Below are 21,696 nucleotides of genomic sequence, written 5' to 3' on the forward strand. Positions count from 1 at the left end.
CAAAGCGTTTAAGGTAAAAATCAATGAGCAAAGAAGATACAGGTGACGATTGGGCCGCAGCCATGGCCGAACAGGCGCTGGAGGAGGCTCAGGCTGTCGAACTCGATGAGCTGGCCGATAGCGGCAAACCGCTGACCGAAGAGGAAGCGGCCAAACTCGATACTATCATGGATATTCCTGTAACCATCTCCATGGAAGTGGGTCGCAGTTTTATTAATATCCGTAACCTGCTGCAACTGAACCAAGGCTCAGTAGTGGAGCTGGATCGTGTTGCCGGTGAGCCATTAGATGTGATGGTCAATGGTACCCTGATCGCCCACGGTGAGGTGGTCGTGGTCAACGATAAGTTTGGTATCCGTCTGACCGACGTTATCAGCCAAACTGAGCGGATTAAGAAACTCAAATAAGGAAGGTCTATGGGGATCTCATCCTTGATGGTCGTTGCGGCCGCCGCGACGACTACTCAGGCGAGCATAGAGCGAGAGCCGGCGTTAACCACCATGACCAATATGCTGGGTGGATTGATCTTGGTCATTGCCTTGATCTTTCTGCTCGCTTATCTGGTGAAGCGCTTGAAGTTGGTTCCTAGTTCACACGGGGTGTTGAAAACCCTGGCCGTTACACCTTTGGGGCAGAGGGAAAAGATGGTGTTGGTCGAAGTCGACGGTCAACAATATCTGTTGGGAGTAACGCCGCAGCAAGTCTCACTTATCGATAAGCTCGATAATCCAATCACCATAGAACAGGACTCCTTTGCCAGCCGTCTGCGCCAGGCAAAGTCATCACAGTCATGAACCTAATTAAAAACATGAAACGGATCTTGACCTCATTCTTGCTACTCCTGGCCGTGATGGCGCCGCAACTGGCGCTGGCGCAGGACGGGATACTCCCAGCGGTAACCGTAACTACAGGCGCCGATGGCTCGACTCAATATTCTGTCACTATGCAGATATTGCTGCTAATGACGGCGCTAAGCTTCCTGCCTGCCATGGTGATCATGCTAACCTCTTTTACCCGCATCATAGTGGTATTGTCGATTTTGCGACAAGCCATTGGTTTGCAGCAGACACCGTCAAACCAGGTGTTGATCGGCATGAGTCTGTTTATGACTTTCTTCATCATGGCGCCGGTGTTTGACAAAATTTATGATCAGGCGGTCAAACCCTATATCGATGACGGCATGACCATAGAGCAGGCCTATGACAAGGGCAAAGAGCCGCTGCGGGCCTTTATGTTGGCGCAGACGCGACTGACTGATCTGGAAACCTTTGTCGAGATCTCTGGCTATCAGAATATTCAGTCGCCGGAAGAGGCGCCGATGAGCGTGTTGATCCCAGCCTTTATCACTAGCGAACTTAAGACCGCCTTTCAGATAGGCTTTATGCTGTTTGTGCCTTTTTTGGTGTTGGATTTAGTGGTGGCCAGTATCTTAATGGCCATGGGTATGATGATGTTGTCGCCAATGATTGTTTCACTGCCATTTAAGATCATGCTATTCGTGCTGGTGGATGGCTGGAGCCTGGTTATGGGCACCCTAGCCAATAGTTTTGGGATTTAGGAGCGCTTATGTCACCCGAAGCCCTCGTCGACATCTTTCGTGAAGCACTCTCGGTTATCGTGACCATAGTGTCGATGATCATTGTGCCTGGGCTGGTGATTGGTCTGGTGGTGGCTGTGTTTCAGGCGGCGACCTCGATCAACGAGCAGACCTTGAGCTTCTTGCCGCGCCTGCTGACGACACTCTTTGCCCTGATGTTCTTAGGTCACCTGCTGATACAGACCATGATGGAGTTTTTCCTAGAGATGGTAAATCTGATCCCTCAGGTGGTGGGCTAGCCATGAATAGCCAGGCGTTGCTGAGCGGCGAGTCTCACTGAGATGGAGATCTTGCTGTCGACCATAATGCAGACGCTGTCGGCCTATATGTGGCCCTTGTTCAGGGTGTCTAGCATGTTGATGGTGATGGCGGTGTTTGGCGCTAACACCACACCGACCCGAGTGCGTTTACTGCTGTCTGTCGCGATCACCTTCGCCATAGCGCCAGTGTTACCCGTTAATACCGAGATAGAGCTGTTTTCCTTGGGCGCAGTTTTCGTGACCGCGCAGCAAATCTTGATCGGTGTCGCCATGGGGTTTGTCACTCTACTTATCATGCAGACGTTCGTCTTGACCGGTCAGATCATAGGTATGCAGACCAGTTTAGGTTTCGCTTCCATGGTCGACCCAGGCTCAGGGCAACAAACTCCGGTGATTGGTAACTTTTTTCTGTTGCTGACCACCATGATTTTTCTGGCAGTCGATGGGCACCTGGTGCTTATCCGGATGCTAGTAGCCAGCTTTGACACCATTCCAGTGTCTCTACAGGGGATCAGCATTGCCAGTTATCGCCGTTTGGCGGAGTGGGGCGCCTATATGTTTGGCGCGGCATTGACTATGTCTATCTCCGCAATCGTCGCTTTATTATTGATTAACCTCTCTTTTGGTGTGATGACGCGAGCATCGCCCCAGCTTAATATCTTCGCCATCGGTTTCCCTGTGACCATGGTGAGTGGCTTGATTATTCTTTGGCTAACGCTCACGCCTATTATGGCTCATTTCGATGAGGTTTGGCGTTCGGCCCAGTTGTTGCTATGCGATCTGGTGCAGCTGCAATGTAGTACAGACGGGAGCTTCTGATGGCAGATAATGATACCAGTCAGGAGAAGACCGAAGAGGCGACCCCCAGGCGACGCGAACAAGCGCGAGAAAAAGGTCAGGTCGCCCGTTCTAAGGAGTTAGGAACCTCTGCCGTATTGATGTCGGCGGCGGTCGGCTTCGCTATCGTAGGGCCCAGTTTGGGTCAGTCGCTGATGGTTGTGATGAGCAACCTGTTTACCATGGACAGAAGCGAGATCTTCGACACCAATAGCATGTTTAATATCTGGCAGATGGTGCTCAGTGAACTGGCGATCCCTATGGGCAGCTTTGTGCTGTTTCTGGCTTTTATTGCCTTTTTGGGGAACGTGGTACTGGGGGGGATCACCTTCTCGGTTAAGGCCTTTATGCCCAAGGGCAGCAAGATGAATCCTGTCAGTGGCTTTAAGCGGATGTTTGGCGTGCAGGCGTTAGTGGAGTTGACTAAGGGGATCGCCAAGTTTTCTGTTGTCGCCATCATGGCTTATCTGCTGCTGAGTTATTATTTTGTCGATATTCTCACGCTCTCCCAGGGCCATCTTCCTGGGAATGTCTATAACGCGTTAGATCTGTTGGTGTGGATGTTTATTATCCTCTGCTCTTCAACGGTCATCATAGTGGTAATTGATGTGCCATTTCAGATCTGGAACCACAACAAGCAACTGAGAATGACCAAGCAAGAGATCAAGGATGAATATAAAGATACCGAGGGTCAGCCGGAGGTGAAAGGTCGGGTGCGCCAAATGCAGCGTGAGATGGCTCAGCGTCGCATGATGGCAGAGGTGCCCAATGCCGACGTGATAGTCGTGAACCCTGAACACTATGCGGTGGCGGTTAAGTATGACGTCACCAAAGCGGCTGCGCCTTATGTGCTGGCGAAAGGAGTCGATGATGTGGCCTTTAAGATCAGGGAGATAGCACGTGAACATGATGTGGCGATTGTGTCGGCGCCGCCGCTTGCCAGGGCTATCTATCATACTACCAAGATAGATCAGGAGATCCCCGAGGGGCTATTTACCGCCGTGGCTCAGGTGCTGGCCTATGTATTCCAGCTAAGACAGTACCAACAAAAGGGGGGCAAACGCCCGACGCCTATCCCGCTTAATCAGCCAATCCCAGACGACCTCAAGTATTAATGGGCGGCTTTCTTGGTTGAACATCATTTTATGGCGACCTGTGTTTAATCTTTAAGCGATTGTTGTTGCCTTGTTTAATCACCTCTTAAGTTGGCGTATTTTTTGCTGAACCATCACTAGATGTCAAAGTTCAGGCGCTAGATTGATGGATTTGAAAGCAACGCTCGGTCAGATTAAACAGGTAAAACCTGCCAACTTCAAAGGTATAGGTACTCCTATACTGGTGCTGGCTGCATTGGCGATGATTGTTTTGCCTATGCCAGCTTTCCTGTTGGATATTCTGTTCTCTTTTAATATTGCCTTGGCTTTAGTGGTGCTCTTGGTGGCCATTTACACCGACCGTCCATTAGATTTTGCCGCATTCCCGACCGTACTTTTGGTAGCGACCTTGCTGCGCTTGGCGCTCAACGTTGCCTCGACCCGTATCGTCTTGCTCGAAGGTCATAATGGTGGCGACGCCGCCGGTAAGGTGATTGAGGCCTTTGGTTCAGTGGTCATTGGCGGTAACTATGCCGTGGGTTTGGTGGTGTTCTTGATCCTCATCATCATTAACTTTGCCGTGGTCACTAAGGGCGCCGGACGAATCTCAGAAGTGAGTGCTCGTTTTACCTTGGATGCTATGCCGGGTAAGCAGATGGCGATCGATGCCGACCTTAATGCTGGCGTGCTGAATCAAGATCAGGCGCGTATTCGCCGCGCCGAAGTGACCAAAGAAGCCGACTTCTATGGCGCGATGGATGGTGCCTCTAAGTTTGTGAAAGGCGATGCTATCGCGGGCATCATGATCTTAGTGATCAATATCTTAGGTGGTTTCGTTATCGGTATGGTCCAGCATGGGCTGGACTTTTCCTCGGCAGTTGAGATCTACACCCTGCTAACCATAGGTGATGGCTTGGTGGCGCAGATCCCAGGCCTCTTGCTGTCGATCGCGGCGGCCCTCATGGTGACACGCCAAAATGAATCTGGGGATATGGGACAGATGGTGATGAGCCAGATGTTCGATAATCCTAAGTCGCTGATCATTGCTTCTGGCGTGTTATTGATAATGGGTATAGTGCCCGGCATGCCCCATTTTGCTTTTCTCAGTTTTGGCTTGATCACTGCGGCAGGCGCCTATTTTCTGCATCGTAAAAAAGATCTCGACAGACAACGCGCCTTGGAGATTGCCAAGACCTCACCTGTCACGCCGGGTGATGCTAAGCCCAAAGAGCTTAGCTGGGACGATGTGCAGCAGGTTGATACCATTGGTCTGGAAGTGGGTTACCGTCTGATCCCCTTGGTCGATAAGGGGCAGGGTGGTGAACTGCTTGGACGTATCAAGGGCGTCCGCAAAAAACTGTCACAAGAACTGGGCTTTTTGGTGCCGGCGGTGCATATTCGCGACAATTTAGATTTGGCGCCAAACACCTATCGCATCTCTTTGATGGGAGTGGCCTCGGGTGAAGCTGAGATCCGTCATGACTGTGAACTGGCGATTAACCCTGGTCAGGTCTACGGCAAGCTCGATGGTGTAGAGACAACAGATCCCGCTTTCGGGTTAGAGGCTGTGTGGATCGCTCCAGAGCTCAGAGAGCATGCTCAAACCTTAGGTTACACCGTGGTAGATGCCGCGACCGTAGTGGCCACTCACCTGAGTCAGCTGCTAACCAATAACGCCTCTAAGCTGCTGGGTTACGAAGAGGTACAACAGCTGATGGATATGCTTGCCAAGCACTCGCCTAAGCTGGTCAGTGGCTTTATTCCCGATGTCTTGCCGCTGGGTACTGTGGTGAAGGTGATGCAAAACCTGCTCAATGAAGGCGTGTCGATACGCGATCTTAAGACCATAGTTCAGACCTTGCTTGAGTATGGGCCTAAGAGCAATGATACCGAGGTGTTGACAGCAGCAGTGCGCATCGCACTTAAACGCATGATTGTACAAGAGATAAGCGGTCCAGAGCCGGAAATCCCTGTCATAACTTTGGCGCCCGAATTGGAACAGATGTTGCATCAGTCTATGCAGGCAACGGGAGGCGAGGGGCCGAATATAGAACCTAGCCTTGCCGAGAGGATGCAAAAGTCGTTACTTGACGCATCCCAGCGTCAGGAGATGGTGGGTCAGCCAGCCATCTTACTGACTTCGGGTATGTTACGTTCGACGCTGTCGCGTTTTGTTAAACATACGATTCCAAACTTAAGGGTGATCTCTTATCAAGAGGTACCCGATGAGAAACAAATTCGTATCGTATCAGCGGTCGGCCAGTAGAGGGTATTTAAGTGAAAATTAAACGTTTTTTGGCAAAAGATATGCGCTCTGCATTGGCCCAGGTTAAAGAAACATTAGGCTCAGATGCGGTGATCATGTCTAACAAGAAGGTCACTGGCGGCATCGAAATTGTGGCGGCGGTCGATTATGACGAGCCTAAGAAAGCTAGCGTAACTAAGCCTAGTGTGTCCTTGGCAAGTGAAGCCAGTGCTATTCCCCCCAGTTTTCTCGACCTGGCTGAAGAGAAGGTTTCTATTGGTCGTCAGCCCATTAAGGCGGAGTCAAAAAAACAACCTGCACCGGTGGCTGATTCGCTGCAGGCTCTATTAGAGCGTCAACAAAATCGCGTCAGTCAGCAATTGAATCAGTCAAGCGACGAGCTCGAGATGCCTGCATGGGCACAAGGTTTGAAGGCGCCAAAAGCAGAGGCTACCGCTCCCTCTCAGGTTGAAACCCAAAGCCGACCTAAGCGTGATAAGCATAGTGTCGCCAGTGGTGAGATTGAATCTATGCGCGAAGAGCTGGCATCTTTGCGTAACCTATTGACCGATCAGGTCACCTCTTTGCTCTCTGAGCAGAAGAGACGTTTGGACCCTGTGGGTGCCATGTTAGAGAGCCGCCTGCTCGATGCTGAGTTTAGTCCAGAGGTCGCCGCTAAGTTATCGGCCTTGAGTGAACATTACACCCCTGCCGATTTGGTGAAAGCGCTGCCCCGTAGTCTGGCTAACCTGCTGGATAACCAGGGAGATGACATTGTTCGTCAGGGAGGCGTCGTTGCGTTTGTGGGTCCTACAGGTGTGGGCAAGACCACAAGTGTTGCAAAATTAGCCGCTCGATTTGCTGCACATCATGGTTCAGATCAAGTTGCGTTAATAACAACGGATCATTATCGCATTGGAGCCTATGAGCAGCTGGCAACCTATGGCAAAATAATGGGGTGCCCGGTCAAGCAAGCACATGATCTCAATGAGTTGGAACAAATTCTTTATCAGTTTCGCAATCGCAAGCTAGTATTGATAGATACGGCGGGAATGGGACAAAGAGATGTGAGATTGTTCCAACAACTTGATAATTTAACTGCAAATAGCAGATTACCTATTCGCAGTTATCTGGTACTGTCATCTACAAGTCAAAGAAGAGTGCTTGAAGATGCCGTCGCGCAGTTTACCCGGATCCCATTGTCCGGCGCGATTTTAACCAAATTAGACGAATCAGTGGCCTTGGCTCCGGCATTAAGTGTTTTGATTCAAAGTGGGTTACCATTGAGTTATGTCACTGATGGACAAAGAGTTCCAGAAGATATGCAAGTCGCCGACACCTTAGCCCTGGCCAACAAGGCGTTGTCGGTACTCGAAAAGAAAGTGCAACCAATACAGAATAACGAAAGGTCATATGAACGGGCCTACGCATTTGAGTAATATAATGAGTCGGGATCAAGCAAGCGGTTTACGTATGATGAATCAACCATATAACGAAAAAGTAAAAGTAATTGCCGTAACCGGTGGTAAGGGTGGCGTGGGTAAAACCAGCGTTTCGATCAATACCGCGGTCTCCCTGGCTGAGAAGGGCAAGCGCGTGCTTGTACTTGATGCTGACCTAGGTTTAGCGAACGTCGACGTCATGTTGGGGCTCAGAGCTGAACGCAATCTCTCCCACGTATTATCGGGCGATGCAGACCTTGACGATATTATCGTTCGTGGGCCTAAGGGAATTGGTATTATTCCTGCCACCTCAGGCACTCAGGCTATGGTCGAATTAACACCAGCGCAACACGCGGGTCTTATTCGTGCCTTTAGTGAGATGAGAACTCAGTTTGATATTCTTGTCGTCGATACGGCTGCCGGGATCTCAGATATGGTGCTAAGCTTTTCTCGCGCCTCACAAGATGTCCTGGTGGTTGTGTGTGATGAGCCTACCTCAATTACCGATGCCTATGCTTTAATTAAGATTCTTAGCCGAGAGCATGGTGTATTCAGATTTAAGATTGTGGCCAATATGGTCAGAAGTTTACGAGAAGGAATGGAGTTATTTGCTAAACTTAGCAAAGTAACCGACCGTTTTCTCGACGTGGCGTTGGAGCTGGTTGCGACAATCCCCTTCGATGAAAACCTTCGCAAATCAGTTCGTAAACAAAAATTGATTGTCGAGGCATTTCCTAAGTCGCCGGCATCAATTGCTTACCATGGTTTAGCTAACAAGATTATTAGCTGGCCAGTGCCGCAACAGCCCGGCGGACACCTAGAGTTCTTTGTGGAAAGATTAGTTCAACGCCCAGAATATCAAGAGGATCGTACGAGTGAGTAAAGCCGCTGCGTATACTTGTTTAGATAACAAAGCTTCTATTGTCGAACAGTATGCACCGTTGGTTAAAAGGATTGCTCACCATTTACTTGCTCGTCTGCCCGCTTCGGTGCAATTGGATGATCTTATACAAGCAGGTATGATGGGCCTGCTTGAGGCCTCAACCAAGTTCGACGGCAGCAAGGGCGCCAAGTTTGAAACCTTTGCTGGTATTCGTATCCGTGGCTCCATGTTGGATGAGATTCGTCGTGGTGACTGGGTGCCCAGGTCAGTACATCGTAATCAGAGACGTGTTGCCCAGGTGATAGATGAGCTAGAACAAGAGCTTGGGCGAGATGCAAAAGACAATGAAATTGCAGATCGACTTGATATGACGCTCGATGAGTACCATCATATTCTTAATGATGTTTCTGTCGGGAAAGTAGTTGGAATTGAAGATCTTGGTGTATCGGTCGATGTAGTAAGAGACGAAGACGATCATCAAGACGATGCTTTTGAAGCACTGGCAGAGACACAGTTTCATGAGGCCCTTGTGGAGGCGATTAAGTTACTGCCAGAAAGAGATGGATTAGTTTTGTCGTTATATTATGACGAAGCATTAAATTTAAAAGAGATCGGTGCCGTACTTGATGTCAGCGAATCCAGAGTTAGCCAGATTCATAGCCAGGCGATGCTCAGACTCAAAGCGAAACTCAAGCATTGGACCAAAATATAACGATTACATGAGCAATATAAAAACAGCTCCGCGGAGGAAACCTTGGACAAGAATATGAAGATTCTCGTTGTTGACGACTTCTCAACAATGAGACGCATCATCAAGAACTTGTTGAGAGACTTGGGTTTTAATAACACTCAGGAAGCAGATGACGGTTCGACAGCCCTGCCTATGTTGCAAAAGGGTGATTTTGACTTTGTCGTAACCGATTGGAACATGCCAGGTATGCAGGGGATCGACCTGTTAAAGGCTATCCGTGCTGATGACGACCTGAAACACATTCCAGTGTTAATGGTCACTGCGGAAGCAAAAAGGGAACAGATCATTGCGGCGGCTCAGGCTGGTGTGAATGGCTATGTAGTTAAACCTTTTACTGCGGCGACATTGAAAGAGAAGTTAGACAAAATTTTCGAACGACTCGGTTAATCAAGGTTGGGCTATGCAGGCAGATACTTCAGGGCTGATCAATCTAGCACAGGCTAAGGAGCTTGTGGACTTCCTAGAAGCTGGTCAACAAGAGCAGGCCGACGAACTCATACGTGATATCGCCAGCCCGATTCAGAAAGAGCTGTTTGATGAGGTAGGTCGTCTTACCCGTCAGCTTCACAGTGCCATTGTGGACTTTCAAGTGGATGGTCGCCTCATTGAGTTGGCGAACAGTGAAATCCCCGATGCAAAAGAGCGCCTCAATTATGTCATTGATATGACAGAGCAGGCCGCTAACAAAACCATGGACGCCGTTGAAGAGTCTCTGCCCCTTGCAGATGCCCTCACCATGAATGTTCAGTCGGTGAAACCCTCATGGGATCGCTTGATGAGACGTGATATTGAGCTGCATGAATTTAAGGCGCTTTGTCACGATGTTCAGCAGTTTATCGAGCGAAGCGAATCGGATTCTAATCGGTTAAAAGAGTTACTCAATAACATCCTGCTTGCCCAAGATTTCCAAGATCTGACCGGACAGATGATCCGTCGGGTCATTGAGTTGGTGCGAGAGGTAGAGAGCAACTTGGTCTCTATGTTAACCGTGTTTGGCGAACAGCCAGCAACGGACAAGCCTCGTGCGTCAGAGAAGTGTGTCGAAGCAGAAGGTCCTATTATGAACGCTGATCAGCGTGATGATGTCGTGACAGGGCAAGATGAAGTCGATGACTTGCTTTCGAGTCTGGGTTTCTAAGTAGGAGTCATATGAATGTCCTTTGATGTTGATGAAGAGATACTGCAGGACTTTTTGATTGAAGCGGGTGAGATTCTTGAGCTTCTCTCTGAACAGTTGGTGGCGTTAGAAAATAATCCTGACGATACCGAACTACTCAATGCCATTTTCCGCGGATTCCATACCGTAAAGGGCGGGGCAGGCTTCCTTAGTTTGACGCCCATGGTAGATGTCTGCCATGAAGCAGAAAATACCTTCGATCTGCTGCGCACCGGTAAGCGCAGTGTTTCTGCCGAGCTGATGGATATCATTCTTCAGGCGGTAGACTCCATCAACTCAATGTTTGCCGAAACCCAAGCGGGTGTTGAGCAGAGCCCTGCCGATGACGCCTTGTTGGCTAACTTAAAGTTATTAAGTTCAGGTGAATTATTGCCTTCAGAGCAGGGCGGTACAGCGTCGCAGGCCAGTAGTGACAGTACTCCTGTCGCTGATGCACCTGTTGACGATGGCATTGAACTGTTTGACCAACCCGTCGATGACGGCGTCGAACTCTTTGACGAGCCAGTTAGCGATACCCCTGTGACTTCCATCGCCGGTGAAGGCGATATCGATGAGATTGACGAATCTGAATTCGAAGCCCTTTTAGATGCACTGCATGGCAGCGGTAAGGGGCCGTCAACGGCATCAAATGGTGAGAGTACGCCAGTAGCGGCCAGCGACAGCGATGACATCACTGACGATGAGTTTGAATCACTACTTGATGAACTTCATGGATCTGGGAAATTTAAGGCACCATCGGCCCCCATTGCCAAGGTCCCAGAGCCAAGCGCACCGCCGGTTGACGCAGATGAGATCACCGACGATGAATTTGAAAAACTGTTAGATGAATTACATGGTAGCGGCGCGGGTCCTGGTAAGGAAAACAGTAAAGCGGTAACCGCTCCTGCGGCGAAAGCCCCTCAAGCGTCCCCAGCCAAAGCCAGTACTCCTCCTCCAAGTGTGCCTAAAGCTCAGCCTGCCGAGGCGCCAGCAGCTAAACCTGTGGTAAAAGAGAAAGTGGCTGCTAAAGCCCCAGCTGCCAACATGCCACAAGCTGAAACCACAGTGCGTGTTGATACGGCAAGACTCGATCAGATCATGAATATGGTGGGCGAGCTGGTATTGGTGCGTAATCGCCTGCTTAGCTTAGGGATCTCCCGTGATGACGAGGATATGTCTAAAGCGCTGGCTAACCTGGATCTGGTGACGGCGGATCTTCAAGGCGCGGTGATGAAGACCCGTATGCAGCCAATCAAGAAAGTGTTTGGCCGCTTCCCTCGAGTGGTACGCGATTTAGCCCGTAGTCTGAATAAAGAGATCGATCTTCGCATGATAGGCGAAGATACAGATCTGGATAAGAATTTGGTCGAAGCGCTTGCCGACCCGTTAGTGCACTTGGTGCGTAACTCGGTGGATCATGGTATCGAGATGCCTGACGAGCGTGAGGCCAACGGTAAATCCCGTACCGGTACCATTACACTGTCGGCGAGTCAGGAAGGCGATCATATCCTGCTTAAGATCGAGGATGATGGCGCCGGGATGGACCCTGAAAAGCTTAAGCAGATCGCCATTAGCCGTGGTGTTTTAGATGAAGACGCTGCTGCGCGCATGTCTGATGCAGAAGCCTACAATCTTATCTTCGCGCCAGGCTTTTCCACTAAGGTTGAGATCTCTGATATCTCGGGCCGTGGCGTAGGTATGGATGTGGTCAAGACACGCATTACCCAGCTAAACGGTACTGTGCATATTGACTCCATGAAAGGTAAGGGAACTTGCCTCGAGATTAAGGTGCCACTCACGTTGGCGATTATGCCGACCCTGATGGTGGAAGTGGCGCAGCAAGTGTTTGCCCTGCCGTTATCCAGTGTTAGCGAAATCTTCCACCTGGATCTTACCAAGACCAATATCGTCGATGGTCAATTAACTGTGATCGTTAGAGATAAGGCCGTGCCGCTCTTCTATCTAGAGCATTGGCTAAGCCGTAAGGCGGTGACCTTTAAGCATGGTGACAAGCAACATGGTCACGTGGTGATTGTTCAGTTAGGTACCATGCAGATCGGTTTTGTGGTCGATGCTCTGATTGGTCAGGAAGAGGTGGTCATTAAGCCGCTGGGAACCTTGTTACATGGAACTCCCGGTATGGCGGGCGCCACCATTACCTCGGACGGTGGCATTGCACTGATTTTAGACGTGCCTGGATTATTAAAGCATTACGCCAAAAACAAAAAATAACAGTTAGTGATACAGTGACGTATAGGAGCAGCGTGATGCCATATGGCGTCACGCTTTGTTTCGGCAAAGGTCCTGCTCTTCATAGGAATTTGAATGGCCATAAAAGTATTAGTTGTCGATGATTCAAGCTTTTTTCGTCGCAGAGTCAGTGAAATAGTCACTAAGGATGCGGATCTTGAAGTCATTGGTACAGCCTCTAATGGCGCCGAAGCTGTCAAGTTGGCGCAGCAACTTAAACCACAAGTGATCACCATGGACATCGAGATGCCTGTGATGGACGGTATCAGCGCCGTACGTGAGATCATGGCAAAATGTCCAACTCCCATCTTGATGTTTTCATCGCTGACCCACGACGGGGCGCAAGCGACACTGGATGCTCTGGAAGCCGGAGCACTGGATTTCCTCCCTAAGCGTTTCGAAGATATTGCCACTAATAAGGATGACGCGATATCGCTGCTGCAGCAGCGCATTAAGGCATTGGGTCGCCGTCGTTTGTTCAGGCCCATTTTGCCGAGAACGCCCCAGCCTAAAGCTACCACGGCACCGACGAGAGAGTTGGCTCAGCCCCAGCGGCCAGCACCGCGTTCGAGCGCGCCGGTAACCAGAGCCAGCGGTAAGAAGTATAAAATGCTCGTCATTGGTACCTCTACCGGCGGACCGGTTGCCTTGCAGCGCATATTGACCAAGTTTCCTGCAAATTACCCTCATCCTATTCTGCTCATTCAACATATGCCGGCAGCCTTTACGCCCGCCTTTGCCACTCGTTTAAATGGCTTGTGTGCCATAGAGGTTAAAGAGGCGCAAAATGGCGACCAACTCAGGGCTGGTTGTGCCTATCTGGCTCCGGGTGGCATGCAGATGATGCTTGAGCGCGGCGGTACCTACGGGCGCATTAAGATAGTGGCGGGCAGTGCCGATATGAATTATAAGCCCTGCGTTGATATCACCTTTGCATCTGCGTCTAAATTGAGTGGCGGCGAGACGCTTGCCGTGGTCTTAACCGGTATGGGTGCGGACGGTCGTGAAGGGGCGCGTATGCTGAAAAATGTTGGCGCAACCATTTGGGCACAAGATGAAGCCAGCTGCGTGGTTTATGGTATGCCTCAGGCAGTGACTGCCGCTGGAATAGCCAGCCAGTCGATCGCGCTTGATGACATGGCCGAGTCTATCTTACGTGAGAGCGGCCGTGGCTAAGCAACGACAGGGCGTCAGTAGCATAGTCTTGCTGCTGTTTTTCTTGTTGTTGGTTTGTAGTTTTACTACTGGCTTGCTTTATCTGGAGTTACGCCACAAAAACGCGCTGCTCGAAGAGAAGATAGCCGAGCTGGAAAAGAGTCAGGTTCTGCTAATGGTACCCGACGAGCAGGCACAGGCACTCGCTGACTGGATGGAGTCTAACCCTGAGTTTACCCAATCTTTGCTTAAACAGGCAGAGCCTGGAGCCGAGGTGAGGGTGCAGATAGGACCTGAGGAGGCTGAAGTGCCAGAAGCGATTGCGCTGACGGCGACGGAGGTTCAGCCCAATCTGTCGCCACTGCTCCCTATGGGAGATGATGAGCAAGCGAGTAATGAAATTAAAGCACCACAAAAGGTGGTGAGCGCCGCAAATAACGGCGATCAGGATAGTCAAACGCCGTCTCAAGCGGTTAAGCTGTCAGAAAATAAAGATGGTGTTAAAGTAATAAGTCTGCCCCATGGCGGCATTCGAGTCACGACTCGCGAAGATAACTAAAACAATAACCTGATGGCGATAAGCTTGCGGATTTAAGGGGTTTTTCTTGAAGATCTGGACCATTGCAAATCAAAAAGGGGGCGTTGGTAAGACGACCACAGTGGCGAGTCTGGCTGGCGCTTTGGCTAAGCGGGGCAAACGTGTCTTGATGATAGACACAGATCCCCATGCTTCCCTTGGATATTACCTAGGTATAGATTCGGAAGAGGTACCAGCGTCACTCTATGATCTCTTTTTGAAACACAAGAGCCTGACCCGAGAGCTGGTGCTTGACCATATAGTGCCGACTAAGGTTGAAGGTATCCATCTGTTGCCAGCAACCATGGCGCTCGCCACACTTGACCGTTCTTTAGGTCATCAAGAAGGGATGGGGCTGATCCTCAAGCGGCTACTTAATCTGGTTGCCGACCAATATGATGTCGCGTTAATCGATTGCCCACCCGTGCTGGGTGTCTTAATGGTCAATGCTTTGGCAGCCAGCGAGCATATCATTATTCCGGTGCAGACAGAGTTTTTGGCGATTAAGGGATTAGATCGCATGGTTAAAACCATGACCCTGATGGGACGATCAAAAAATACCACTTACAGCTACACCATTATTCCAACCATGTACGATCGACGAACCAAGGCCTCTCCGGCGGCTTTGCAACAACTTGGCGAGGACTACGGTGACGTTCTCTGGCCCGATGTTATTCCCGTCGATACTAAGTTTCGTGATGCCAGCTTGGCGCATCTTCCGGCCTCCCATTACGCCAGCCACACTCGCGGTGTAAAAGCCTATGAGAGGTTACTCGATCATCTGCTGAGTAAGGAGTTTGCCCATGTCAAACTCGGCTGATGAGGCGGTTTTTGATTATTTTGCGCTTCTTTTATCAGAAGGTCCTGAAGATGAGGTCAAAGAGGCGCCATCGGTCCAACAACCAAAGAGTGAGCCACAAGTAAAATTGCAGCCGCAATCTCGTCAGGCAGAGGCGCGTCCGGTCAATACCCAGGCATTACCCGCTACGACGTCGTTAAATAAGCGAGCTCTTGAGCAGCTCCTTGCCCCGGTTGCCGAGGCCGATGCTAAGACAGAGACTCAAGTACAGACAGAGACGGCCGCGCTTGAACAGCTAAAGGCTGCAACTCATGTCAAATCGACTCATATCAAACCAACAACGGCTAAACCGACTCAAGTTAAAACCGAAACTAGCACAGTTACATCGACGCAAGTAAAGGCAAAAATAGAAGAAAAATTAGAAACTTCGGCTAATATTAAGCTAAAGGATAAGACAGTCGAAGAACTTGATTTAACCAAGGCGCCACAGACACAAGTTGGGGCGACACCGCCCGGTGTGACTGAGCAGTTGGTTGAGCAGCTGGATGATGAGTTCCAGGTGCTGTTTTTCAAGGTCGCCGGACTGACTCTGGCGGTTCCCTTAGTGAGCTTGGGCGGCATAGTGAAGGTGGAGCGCATCAACCATATTATGGGGCGACCTGCTTGGTATCTTGGGGTGCAGACCCATAGGGATTCACAACTTAATGTTGTCGATTCCGGCGCCTGGGTGATGCCGGAAAAATATGACGATAAACTGGCGCAATCTGTTGATTACCAATATATTGTACTCTTAGAGGACAGCAATTGGGGACTGGCCTGTGAGTCCTTGGTTAATTCGGTAAAAATTTTAAAGTCAGAAGTAAATTGGCGCACCAAAGCGGGCAAACGCCCTTGGCTGGCCGGCGTCGTAAAAGAACAGATGTGCGGCATATTACATGTGCAGGCATTGATTGAGTTGTTAAATTTGGGTTTAGGTAGTCAGGACTCTATTGGCTGAGGTTTATATGGCAGATGCAAAAAACGTCGCGGCAGTTGCCGCAGGTAAAGATGATGAAGTGTTACAGTGGGTCACTTTTCGTTTAGATAACGAAACCTATGGCATCAATGTCATGCAGGTGCAAGAGGTGTTACGTTACACTGAAATAGCGCCTGTACCAGGGGCTCCTCACTATGTATTGGGTATCATCAACCTTCGCGGTAATGTGGTGACTGTGATTGATACCCGATCTCGCTTTGGTCTACCTTCTGCCGAAGTGGATGACTCTACCCGTATTGTGATCATTGAGGCTGAAAAGCAAGTGATCGGTATCTTGGTCGATAGTGTGGCAGAGGTGGTTTATCTGCGCGGTTCTGAGATTGATAATGCGCCGAACGTGGGTACCGAAGAGAGTGCCAAGTTTATTCAAGGCGTCAGCAACCGTGATAATGAGCTGCTCATTTTGGTGGATCTTGATAAGTTACTCTCAGATGAAGAGTGGATGGAACTGGCGCAGCTTTAAACTATCTACTGTTAAGTTGTAAAAAAGCCGTCGCTGGATTCGATGGCTTTTTTAATGGTGAAAGTAAAATATTGCTTATAGCGACCTTTGGCTCAAAGGATATCGGAGTAGCGCATCTATGATAGGTGATGAGATCTTAATTGCGGCATTACTGTATGTGGTTGCTTGTCTTGGTTTGGTGTTGTATCAGCAGAAACAGACCAATAAGCTCAGGGCGAAGATTGACGCCTTAACCTTGCTGGTAAAAGAAAATGATCGCCAGCGCGAGGCTGTTAAACAAGAGTTACAGGAACTAAGATCAGGCACCATAGGGGTGGGGCGTCGTATGCTTGAGCTTGAGAAGCGGGTGACGAAACAAGAGGCCCGCATCGACGAGTCGGTTGCCGACGAGCCTCAAGCCAGGCTCTATACCCGCGCCATGAAGATGGTGGAGCTGGGTGCCGATATCGATGAGTTAGTTAAAGAGTGTGAACTGCCAAAAGCCGAGGCAGAGTTATTGCTAAGACTGCATGGCAAGGGGCGTTAACGCGCACCTAGGCTTGATTATACCTCCTGCATGATACGTTTATGCATGTTATCCCACCGCTCGGGGAATTTTCCATCGAGCATATAAACGAAGGCGATGAGCTCTGCAATGAGCAGATATAACTCCTTGGGGATCTCTTCGCCAATCTCGAGTTTCTGTAAAAAGTTACTCAAGTTAGCATCCTGATGAATATAGATCCCCGCCTCTTTGGCGATGGCGATGATCTCTTCGGCAACTAGGTCTTCGCCTTTAGCGGTGATCTGTGGCGCCGTTTTCCCGTCATACTGTAAGGCGACAGCCTGTGTGGGTCTATGGTCCTTGTCTGATATCGTCATCATTAAGCCTTTACTTTAACCAAATAGTGATCGCCTGGGAGCAGTGACGCCGGGACCTGAGAGGCCTTTGTGTGAATATGCTCTGGTGTTAAGCCGATGGCGATTATCTTCTGTTCCAGGGCGGTAAGCCTTTTCGCTATGCTATCAAGTAGGGTCTGACTCTCTGAGGTAAACCCTAAATTCAGCCTACCTTGCTTCACCTCGGCATTGATCAACAGACTAGCGTCTGACAGGTTAAACTTGAGCTGCAGCCGCCAACGAGTTTGAGTGTCTTTGTCTTGATGTTCTTGTTCAAAATGCCCCTCTAGCTCCTCATGCCTGTGCTCTATCAAATAGGGGAGGGTGAAGTACCAGTTAGTCGACTGAGGTGTATCGCCACTTGCCTGCTGGTATAAAGAGAGGTTTGAGAGCAATTTACCCATTAACTCTAAGCCTCCGGCCTTTTCCAGTATGCCGAGCAGTTGGCTACCCGAGGCAAGCTTTTGTAGTCCCTGTAAACTTGCTGGCGTCTTTGCAGACGTATTTGTTTGTACCTGCCTGCCCAGGAGTAATTGAAACAGCACCCCTATGGTACCCGCATGACTACTAATACTGGATAGTGAGGAGACGGGCGCGGCGCCATTGGTGATGCCCGCAAGGCTATCGATGAGTTCCTGCTTTAAAAAGCTAGGACTTGCTAACTGGCTGAGAGGGCGGGGAAAGGCTAGCGGTAGCATTTGCTGCATTAGATTGAGCAGGGAAAGTTTTCCGCCCATCGCTTTTTGGGCGACCAGCGCCTTATCGGCCAACTGCCCGAGTGCTAGGTTAAGGCCTCTATGATTAAGACCTTTGTCATTAAGTCCCAGTTGGTTAAGGGACATATCCGCTTGGCTCTCTTTTATGCCTACTGCTTGCAGTGAGGTTAAATTGGCATTTTGGCCTAAGTTTGCTTTCACGCCAGTACCTCGCTGGCTGGTTAAATCGGTTTGCAGTTTGATACCGGTTTGCATGCTTGCTATCTGTTTAAAGAGCAAGCTTTGACGGATCTCGCTGACGTTTGCTAATGCCTGAGTATTGATGCGAGTCTCGCTTAACCGTAAAGCGCTTTCAGGGCTGTTGATGGGCATTTTGGCTAGCGCGGTTAATCCCAGACTATCCCTCTTGTTTGGTGTTTGATTGCTAACAGGCCCAAGGGTTTGAAGGGAGCTATCTGGCTGTTTGTTTATTAGCGGCTTTTCAACAAGTGGGGGGAGACTCTGTTGCACAGCTTGTTTAATTGACTCCACAGCTGGCGATTGCGGCGTGGTCGTTGTTTTGATTGAGGTTAACTCTCGCGCTAGTGCTTGATACATCTCCCGGCCTAAGGCTTGCCCAGATAACTTTTGGGTAAGCATCTGGTAAGCACTTGCTAACTCAGGTTTACTCACCAGGGTTTGGGTCAGCAGTGATTCAATCGCCTGAGCACTGGTTGCCGTGGTTGTGTTAGTCACGAGAGCCGATGTAGCTGAAAGCTGCAGATTAGCCTGAGCAAGTTTTGGTGTAAGCGTTAAGGCTAACTGACCTTGGTGCAGCTCTATTTTGGCTATGTACTGGCCTGCGGGTAATTGCGCGCCCATTAACCTGACGAGTTGTGACTCATTAAAATAGAGGTTATTTGCCGATACCCGCACCTCTCCTAACGGATAGCCCTGAGGGCGGGAAGCGAATGCGGTGAGTTGCTCTAGGCTTATTTGATTACCATGAATGTAGGCGAGTAATCCCTTGGGGATTGTCATGGTCTGGGCTTCACCTAAAGCCATGACTTGCCCACTAAATTGGCTGGTTGAATTCGCGGCGGCGCTTAATTGGGTCAATACTGTAAGACGAATGGCATCTTGGCTAAGTCGCTGTTGGTCTTTAGCATCGATATAGGTGATGAGCAGTTCACGACCATTGAGCCTGAGTCTATCGCCAGCGGGGGAGGGCAATATTTCAACGGGGATATTTTGCGCTTCCACCTTAGCCGCAGGCACAGGCGAGGCATTGGCAGCTAGACCATTGGCTGTGGGTAAATCGATACGATTATGAGTCAAGCGTTACCTCAAAATTGATGCGCTGTGAATGTCTTATTACAAATTTCAATTTGACCTACAGTTATAGCTGAGTATCCTTAGCGAACTGAAAAGGAAAACCAAACTGTGTAGTCTAGTATTGATACTTTATCGTCAACCTAGGGTTGGGACTTTAGCCGTGATCAATACTAATTAGGAAACTAATTTATATGAAGTGTAAATGGATTGCGTTGAGTCTGCTATTGGTTGGTCCCCTGGCGATGGCCCAGGCAGAGACAAACAGCGAGGGTGCAACGGACGGCACTACAGCAGATGTGAAGATTATCTACAATGATGAGCGAGATCCCTGGGAAGGTTTTAACCGCGCCATGTGGGATTTTAACTATCTCTATCTGGATAGGTACTTTTACCGCCCAGTGGCTCATGGTTATAACGATATTCTACCTAGGCCGGTAAAGACGGGTGTTAATAATTTTGTGCTCAACTTCGAAGAGCCTAGCTCAATGGTGAATAACGCCTTACAAGGCAAGTGGGGTTGGGCTGCAAATGCCGGTGGACGATTTACCATTAACACCACCATAGGTTTGCTGGGAGTGATCGATGTCGCCGACATGATGGGCCTGCCGCGCAAACAGGATGCTTTTAACGAGGTGTTAGGTTATTACGGCGTGCCCAATGGTCCCTATTTTATGGCGCCGTTTTTAGGGCCTTACGTTACCCGAGAGATCGCCTCGGATTGGGTAGATGGTCTCTATTTCCCCTTGTCTGAGTTAACCCTGTGGCAATCGCTAGCCAAGTGGGGGTTAAAGAACCTGCATAATCGTGCTTCAGCTATCGACCAAGAAAGACTTGTCGATAATGCACTTGACCCCTACACTTTTGTTAAGGAAGCGTATTTTCAGCATCTTGACTATAAAGTGTATGACGGCGATATACCTGAATCGACAGATGACGATGAATTGCTCGACGAGTATATGACTGAGCTTGATTAACATCAGTGTTTCGCATAACCCATTGTTTTATATTAGGCGAGTAAATAAGTGATAAGATGTTGCTTATCTAGGCGTATAGGGATGTACTAGATTTTTCGGCTTAGCCAGAGTGCAAGCCCGGGGAAGCTTAATGGCGTTAGAAGATCTAGTGATTTTGTTGGTGGAAGACGATCCGGTATTTCGGAGCATTGTGGCTGCCTTTCTGGTCAATCGCGGCGCAACCGTGGTGGAGGCCGATGACGGTCAGCAGGGGTTAGAAAAGTTTAGCCAGCAGGATTTCGACATTGTCCTCGCCGATTTGAGTATGCCTATTTTGGGTGGATTAGATATGCTCAAACAGATGATCAAGCGTAAACCGGACACCCTTTCTATTGTGATTTCAGGCAACCAGGTGATGGCCGATGTCGTTGAGGCGCTGCGAGTCGGTGCCAGTGACTATTTGGTAAAGCCGGTCAACGATCTTTGTCTTATCGAAAACGCTATCCGCCAGTGTGTGGGTGGCTCGAGTCAACAAGATGTGCAGCTTGAAGAGTTCGATGAATTATCCTATCAAGAGTTAGAGGAGCACTTGAGCCTTCTTGAGCAAAATGCCGAGGCTGCCAGGAGTGTTCAACAACAGCTTTTCCCCCCATCGGTGATTGATTACCCCAAAGCTAAAATAGATTACAGCTTGTTCAAGCATGATGAAGTGAGCGCCTATTTTATTGATAGCGTCAATGTAGGCGAACAGTATTTGATCATGTATATGGCTCATTTTCATCCTCAGGACAACCGCTGCGCCTTTGCCAGCGTGCTACTGAAGAGCTTCGTCAACCAGAAACTAAAACGTTTTCGCAGTGGTGAAACAGAGACCATCATTGAGCCCTTTAACATGCTCAGTTATCTCAACGAGCGGATGAGTAAGTCGGGTTTAGATATCTATGTCGATATCGTCTACGCCGTGGTTGAATTGACGCACTATCGAGCATCTATTGCTCAGGCAGGTAAGGGACTGAGATGTTATATCCGTAACGAGGAAGGCTTAATGCCTCTGGCATTACCTGATGCGCTGCAACTGGGGATTTTAGAGTGGGGCCAACCCAGTACGCAGTTTCGTAATTTAATGCCGGGAGAGAGCCTGTGTGTGGTTTCCAGTATCGCCGAGCATAGAGACATGTTATTGAATAATGAGTTTGTTGGTTTGAGCTACAGTCCTGAGGTCGCCGCCGGTGGCTATATTCAGATGAGCTTTTAGTCGTCTTCACCAATCGCGAATAGCCGGTTAAGCA

23 protein-coding genes are annotated in these 21,696 nt (G+C 49.4%); 21 read left to right on the plus strand and 2 right to left on the minus strand.

What is annotated here, in order from left to right:
• Nucleotides 1-23 precede the first annotated feature (23 nt).
• From fliN to L2712_RS04455, 19 genes are all read left to right on the plus strand, one after another.
• The gene (gene fliN, locus L2712_RS04365) at nt 24-407 is read left to right on the plus strand and encodes a flagellar motor switch protein FliN (RefSeq protein ID WP_248976985.1); all 384 of its coding nucleotides are present in this window, start codon (nt 24-26) and stop codon (nt 405-407) included.
• Between the two features lie 9 nt (nt 408-416).
• Nucleotides 417-794, plus strand: a complete 378-nt coding sequence (gene fliO / locus L2712_RS04370; RefSeq protein WP_033540683.1) for a flagellar biosynthetic protein FliO — start codon at nt 417-419, stop codon at nt 792-794.
• 56 nt (nt 795-850) lie between these two features.
• Entirely contained in the window at nt 851-1,558 is a 708-nt protein-coding gene (gene fliP, locus L2712_RS04375) for a flagellar type III secretion system pore protein FliP (protein WP_232479565.1), read from the plus strand.
• 8 nt (nt 1,559-1,566) lie between these two features.
• The gene (locus tag L2712_RS04380; protein WP_248976986.1) at nt 1,567-1,836 is read left to right on the plus strand and encodes a flagellar biosynthetic protein FliQ; all 270 of its coding nucleotides are present in this window, start codon (nt 1,567-1,569) and stop codon (nt 1,834-1,836) included.
• A 42-nt stretch (nt 1,837-1,878) separates the two neighbouring features.
• Complete coding sequence (gene fliR / locus L2712_RS04385; protein ID WP_248976987.1) at nt 1,879-2,676, plus strand: flagellar biosynthetic protein FliR; 798 nt, start codon at nt 1,879-1,881, stop codon at nt 2,674-2,676.
• Entirely contained in the window at nt 2,676-3,809 is a 1,134-nt protein-coding gene (gene flhB / locus L2712_RS04390) for a flagellar biosynthesis protein FlhB (RefSeq protein WP_248976988.1), read from the plus strand. Before fliR ends, flhB begins: the two co-directional genes overlap by 1 nt.
• Nucleotides 3,810-3,954: 145 nt before the next feature.
• Nucleotides 3,955-6,054, plus strand: coding sequence for a flagellar biosynthesis protein FlhA (flhA, locus tag L2712_RS04395; RefSeq protein WP_248976989.1), 2,100 nt, complete (start codon nt 3,955-3,957; stop codon nt 6,052-6,054).
• Nucleotides 6,055-6,065: 11 nt separating this feature from the next.
• Nucleotides 6,066-7,472, plus strand: a complete 1,407-nt coding sequence (flhF, locus tag L2712_RS04400) for a flagellar biosynthesis GTPase FlhF (RefSeq protein ID WP_033540678.1) — start codon at nt 6,066-6,068, stop codon at nt 7,470-7,472.
• Nucleotides 7,473-7,476: 4 nt separating this feature from the next.
• Complete coding sequence (locus L2712_RS04405) at nt 7,477-8,358, plus strand: MinD/ParA family protein (RefSeq protein WP_088905029.1); 882 nt, start codon at nt 7,477-7,479, stop codon at nt 8,356-8,358.
• The gene (locus tag L2712_RS04410; RefSeq protein WP_088905028.1) at nt 8,351-9,070 is read left to right on the plus strand and encodes an RNA polymerase sigma factor FliA; all 720 of its coding nucleotides are present in this window, start codon (nt 8,351-8,353) and stop codon (nt 9,068-9,070) included. The genes L2712_RS04405 and L2712_RS04410 overlap by 8 nt, the downstream gene beginning before the upstream one ends.
• Nucleotides 9,071-9,112: 42 nt before the next feature.
• Entirely contained in the window at nt 9,113-9,496 is a 384-nt protein-coding gene (gene cheY, locus L2712_RS04415; RefSeq protein WP_081953870.1) for a chemotaxis response regulator CheY, read from the plus strand.
• Between the two features lie 13 nt (nt 9,497-9,509).
• Nucleotides 9,510-10,247: a protein phosphatase CheZ gene (locus L2712_RS04420; protein WP_248976990.1), complete on the plus strand. Its 738-nt coding sequence runs from the start codon at nt 9,510-9,512 to the stop codon at nt 10,245-10,247.
• A 15-nt stretch (nt 10,248-10,262) separates the two neighbouring features.
• The gene (locus L2712_RS04425; RefSeq protein ID WP_248976991.1) at nt 10,263-12,497 is read left to right on the plus strand and encodes a chemotaxis protein CheA; all 2,235 of its coding nucleotides are present in this window, start codon (nt 10,263-10,265) and stop codon (nt 12,495-12,497) included.
• A 93-nt stretch (nt 12,498-12,590) separates the two neighbouring features.
• Complete coding sequence (locus tag L2712_RS04430; RefSeq protein ID WP_248976992.1) at nt 12,591-13,691, plus strand: protein-glutamate methylesterase/protein-glutamine glutaminase; 1,101 nt, start codon at nt 12,591-12,593, stop codon at nt 13,689-13,691.
• Nucleotides 13,684-14,229 (plus strand): membrane anchored protein in chemotaxis locus, encoded by a 546-nt coding sequence (locus L2712_RS04435; protein WP_248976993.1) that lies wholly within the window; start codon nt 13,684-13,686, stop codon nt 14,227-14,229. The genes L2712_RS04430 and L2712_RS04435 overlap by 8 nt, the downstream gene beginning before the upstream one ends.
• Nucleotides 14,230-14,275: 46 nt before the next feature.
• The gene (locus L2712_RS04440; RefSeq protein ID WP_033540670.1) at nt 14,276-15,067 is read left to right on the plus strand and encodes a ParA family protein; all 792 of its coding nucleotides are present in this window, start codon (nt 14,276-14,278) and stop codon (nt 15,065-15,067) included.
• A complete protein-coding gene (locus tag L2712_RS04445; protein WP_248976994.1) occupies nt 15,051-16,043 on the plus strand; it encodes a chemotaxis protein CheW in 993 nt (330 codons plus the stop codon). The genes L2712_RS04440 and L2712_RS04445 overlap by 17 nt, the downstream gene beginning before the upstream one ends.
• Before the next feature lie 7 nt (nt 16,044-16,050).
• On the plus strand, nt 16,051-16,545 hold the full coding sequence (locus L2712_RS04450; protein WP_011865192.1) for a chemotaxis protein CheW: 495 nt from the start codon (nt 16,051-16,053) through the stop codon (nt 16,543-16,545).
• 121 nt (nt 16,546-16,666) lie between these two features.
• Complete coding sequence (locus L2712_RS04455) at nt 16,667-17,071, plus strand: DUF2802 domain-containing protein (protein ID WP_181404219.1); 405 nt, start codon at nt 16,667-16,669, stop codon at nt 17,069-17,071.
• A gap of 17 nt (nt 17,072-17,088) precedes the next feature.
• Here the strand turns inward: L2712_RS04455 and L2712_RS04460 are convergent, their stop codons facing one another.
• Both L2712_RS04460 and L2712_RS04465 read right to left on the minus strand, forming a co-directional pair.
• A complete protein-coding gene (locus tag L2712_RS04460; protein WP_235363966.1) occupies nt 17,089-17,409 on the minus strand; it encodes an EscU/YscU/HrcU family type III secretion system export apparatus switch protein in 321 nt (106 codons plus the stop codon).
• Nucleotides 17,409-19,457: a hypothetical protein gene (locus tag L2712_RS04465; protein WP_248976995.1), complete on the minus strand. Its 2,049-nt coding sequence runs from the start codon at nt 19,455-19,457 to the stop codon at nt 17,409-17,411. Before L2712_RS04465 ends, L2712_RS04460 begins: the two co-directional genes overlap by 1 nt.
• 239 nt (nt 19,458-19,696) lie before the next feature.
• Here L2712_RS04465 and L2712_RS04470 point away from each other — a divergent pair, with 239 nt between their 5' ends.
• Together L2712_RS04470 and L2712_RS04475 are read left to right on the plus strand one after the other, a co-directional pair.
• On the plus strand, nt 19,697-20,428 hold the full coding sequence (locus L2712_RS04470; protein WP_408640519.1) for an MlaA family lipoprotein: 732 nt from the start codon (nt 19,697-19,699) through the stop codon (nt 20,426-20,428).
• A gap of 130 nt (nt 20,429-20,558) precedes the next feature.
• Nucleotides 20,559-21,662 (plus strand): response regulator, encoded by a 1,104-nt coding sequence (locus L2712_RS04475; protein ID WP_033540664.1) that lies wholly within the window; start codon nt 20,559-20,561, stop codon nt 21,660-21,662.
• The last annotated feature ends 34 nt before the right edge of the window (nt 21,663-21,696 follow it).

This window comes from Shewanella marisflavi, assembly GCF_023283925.1.
GTDB classification, from domain to species: domain Bacteria; phylum Pseudomonadota; class Gammaproteobacteria; order Enterobacterales; family Shewanellaceae; genus Shewanella; species Shewanella marisflavi.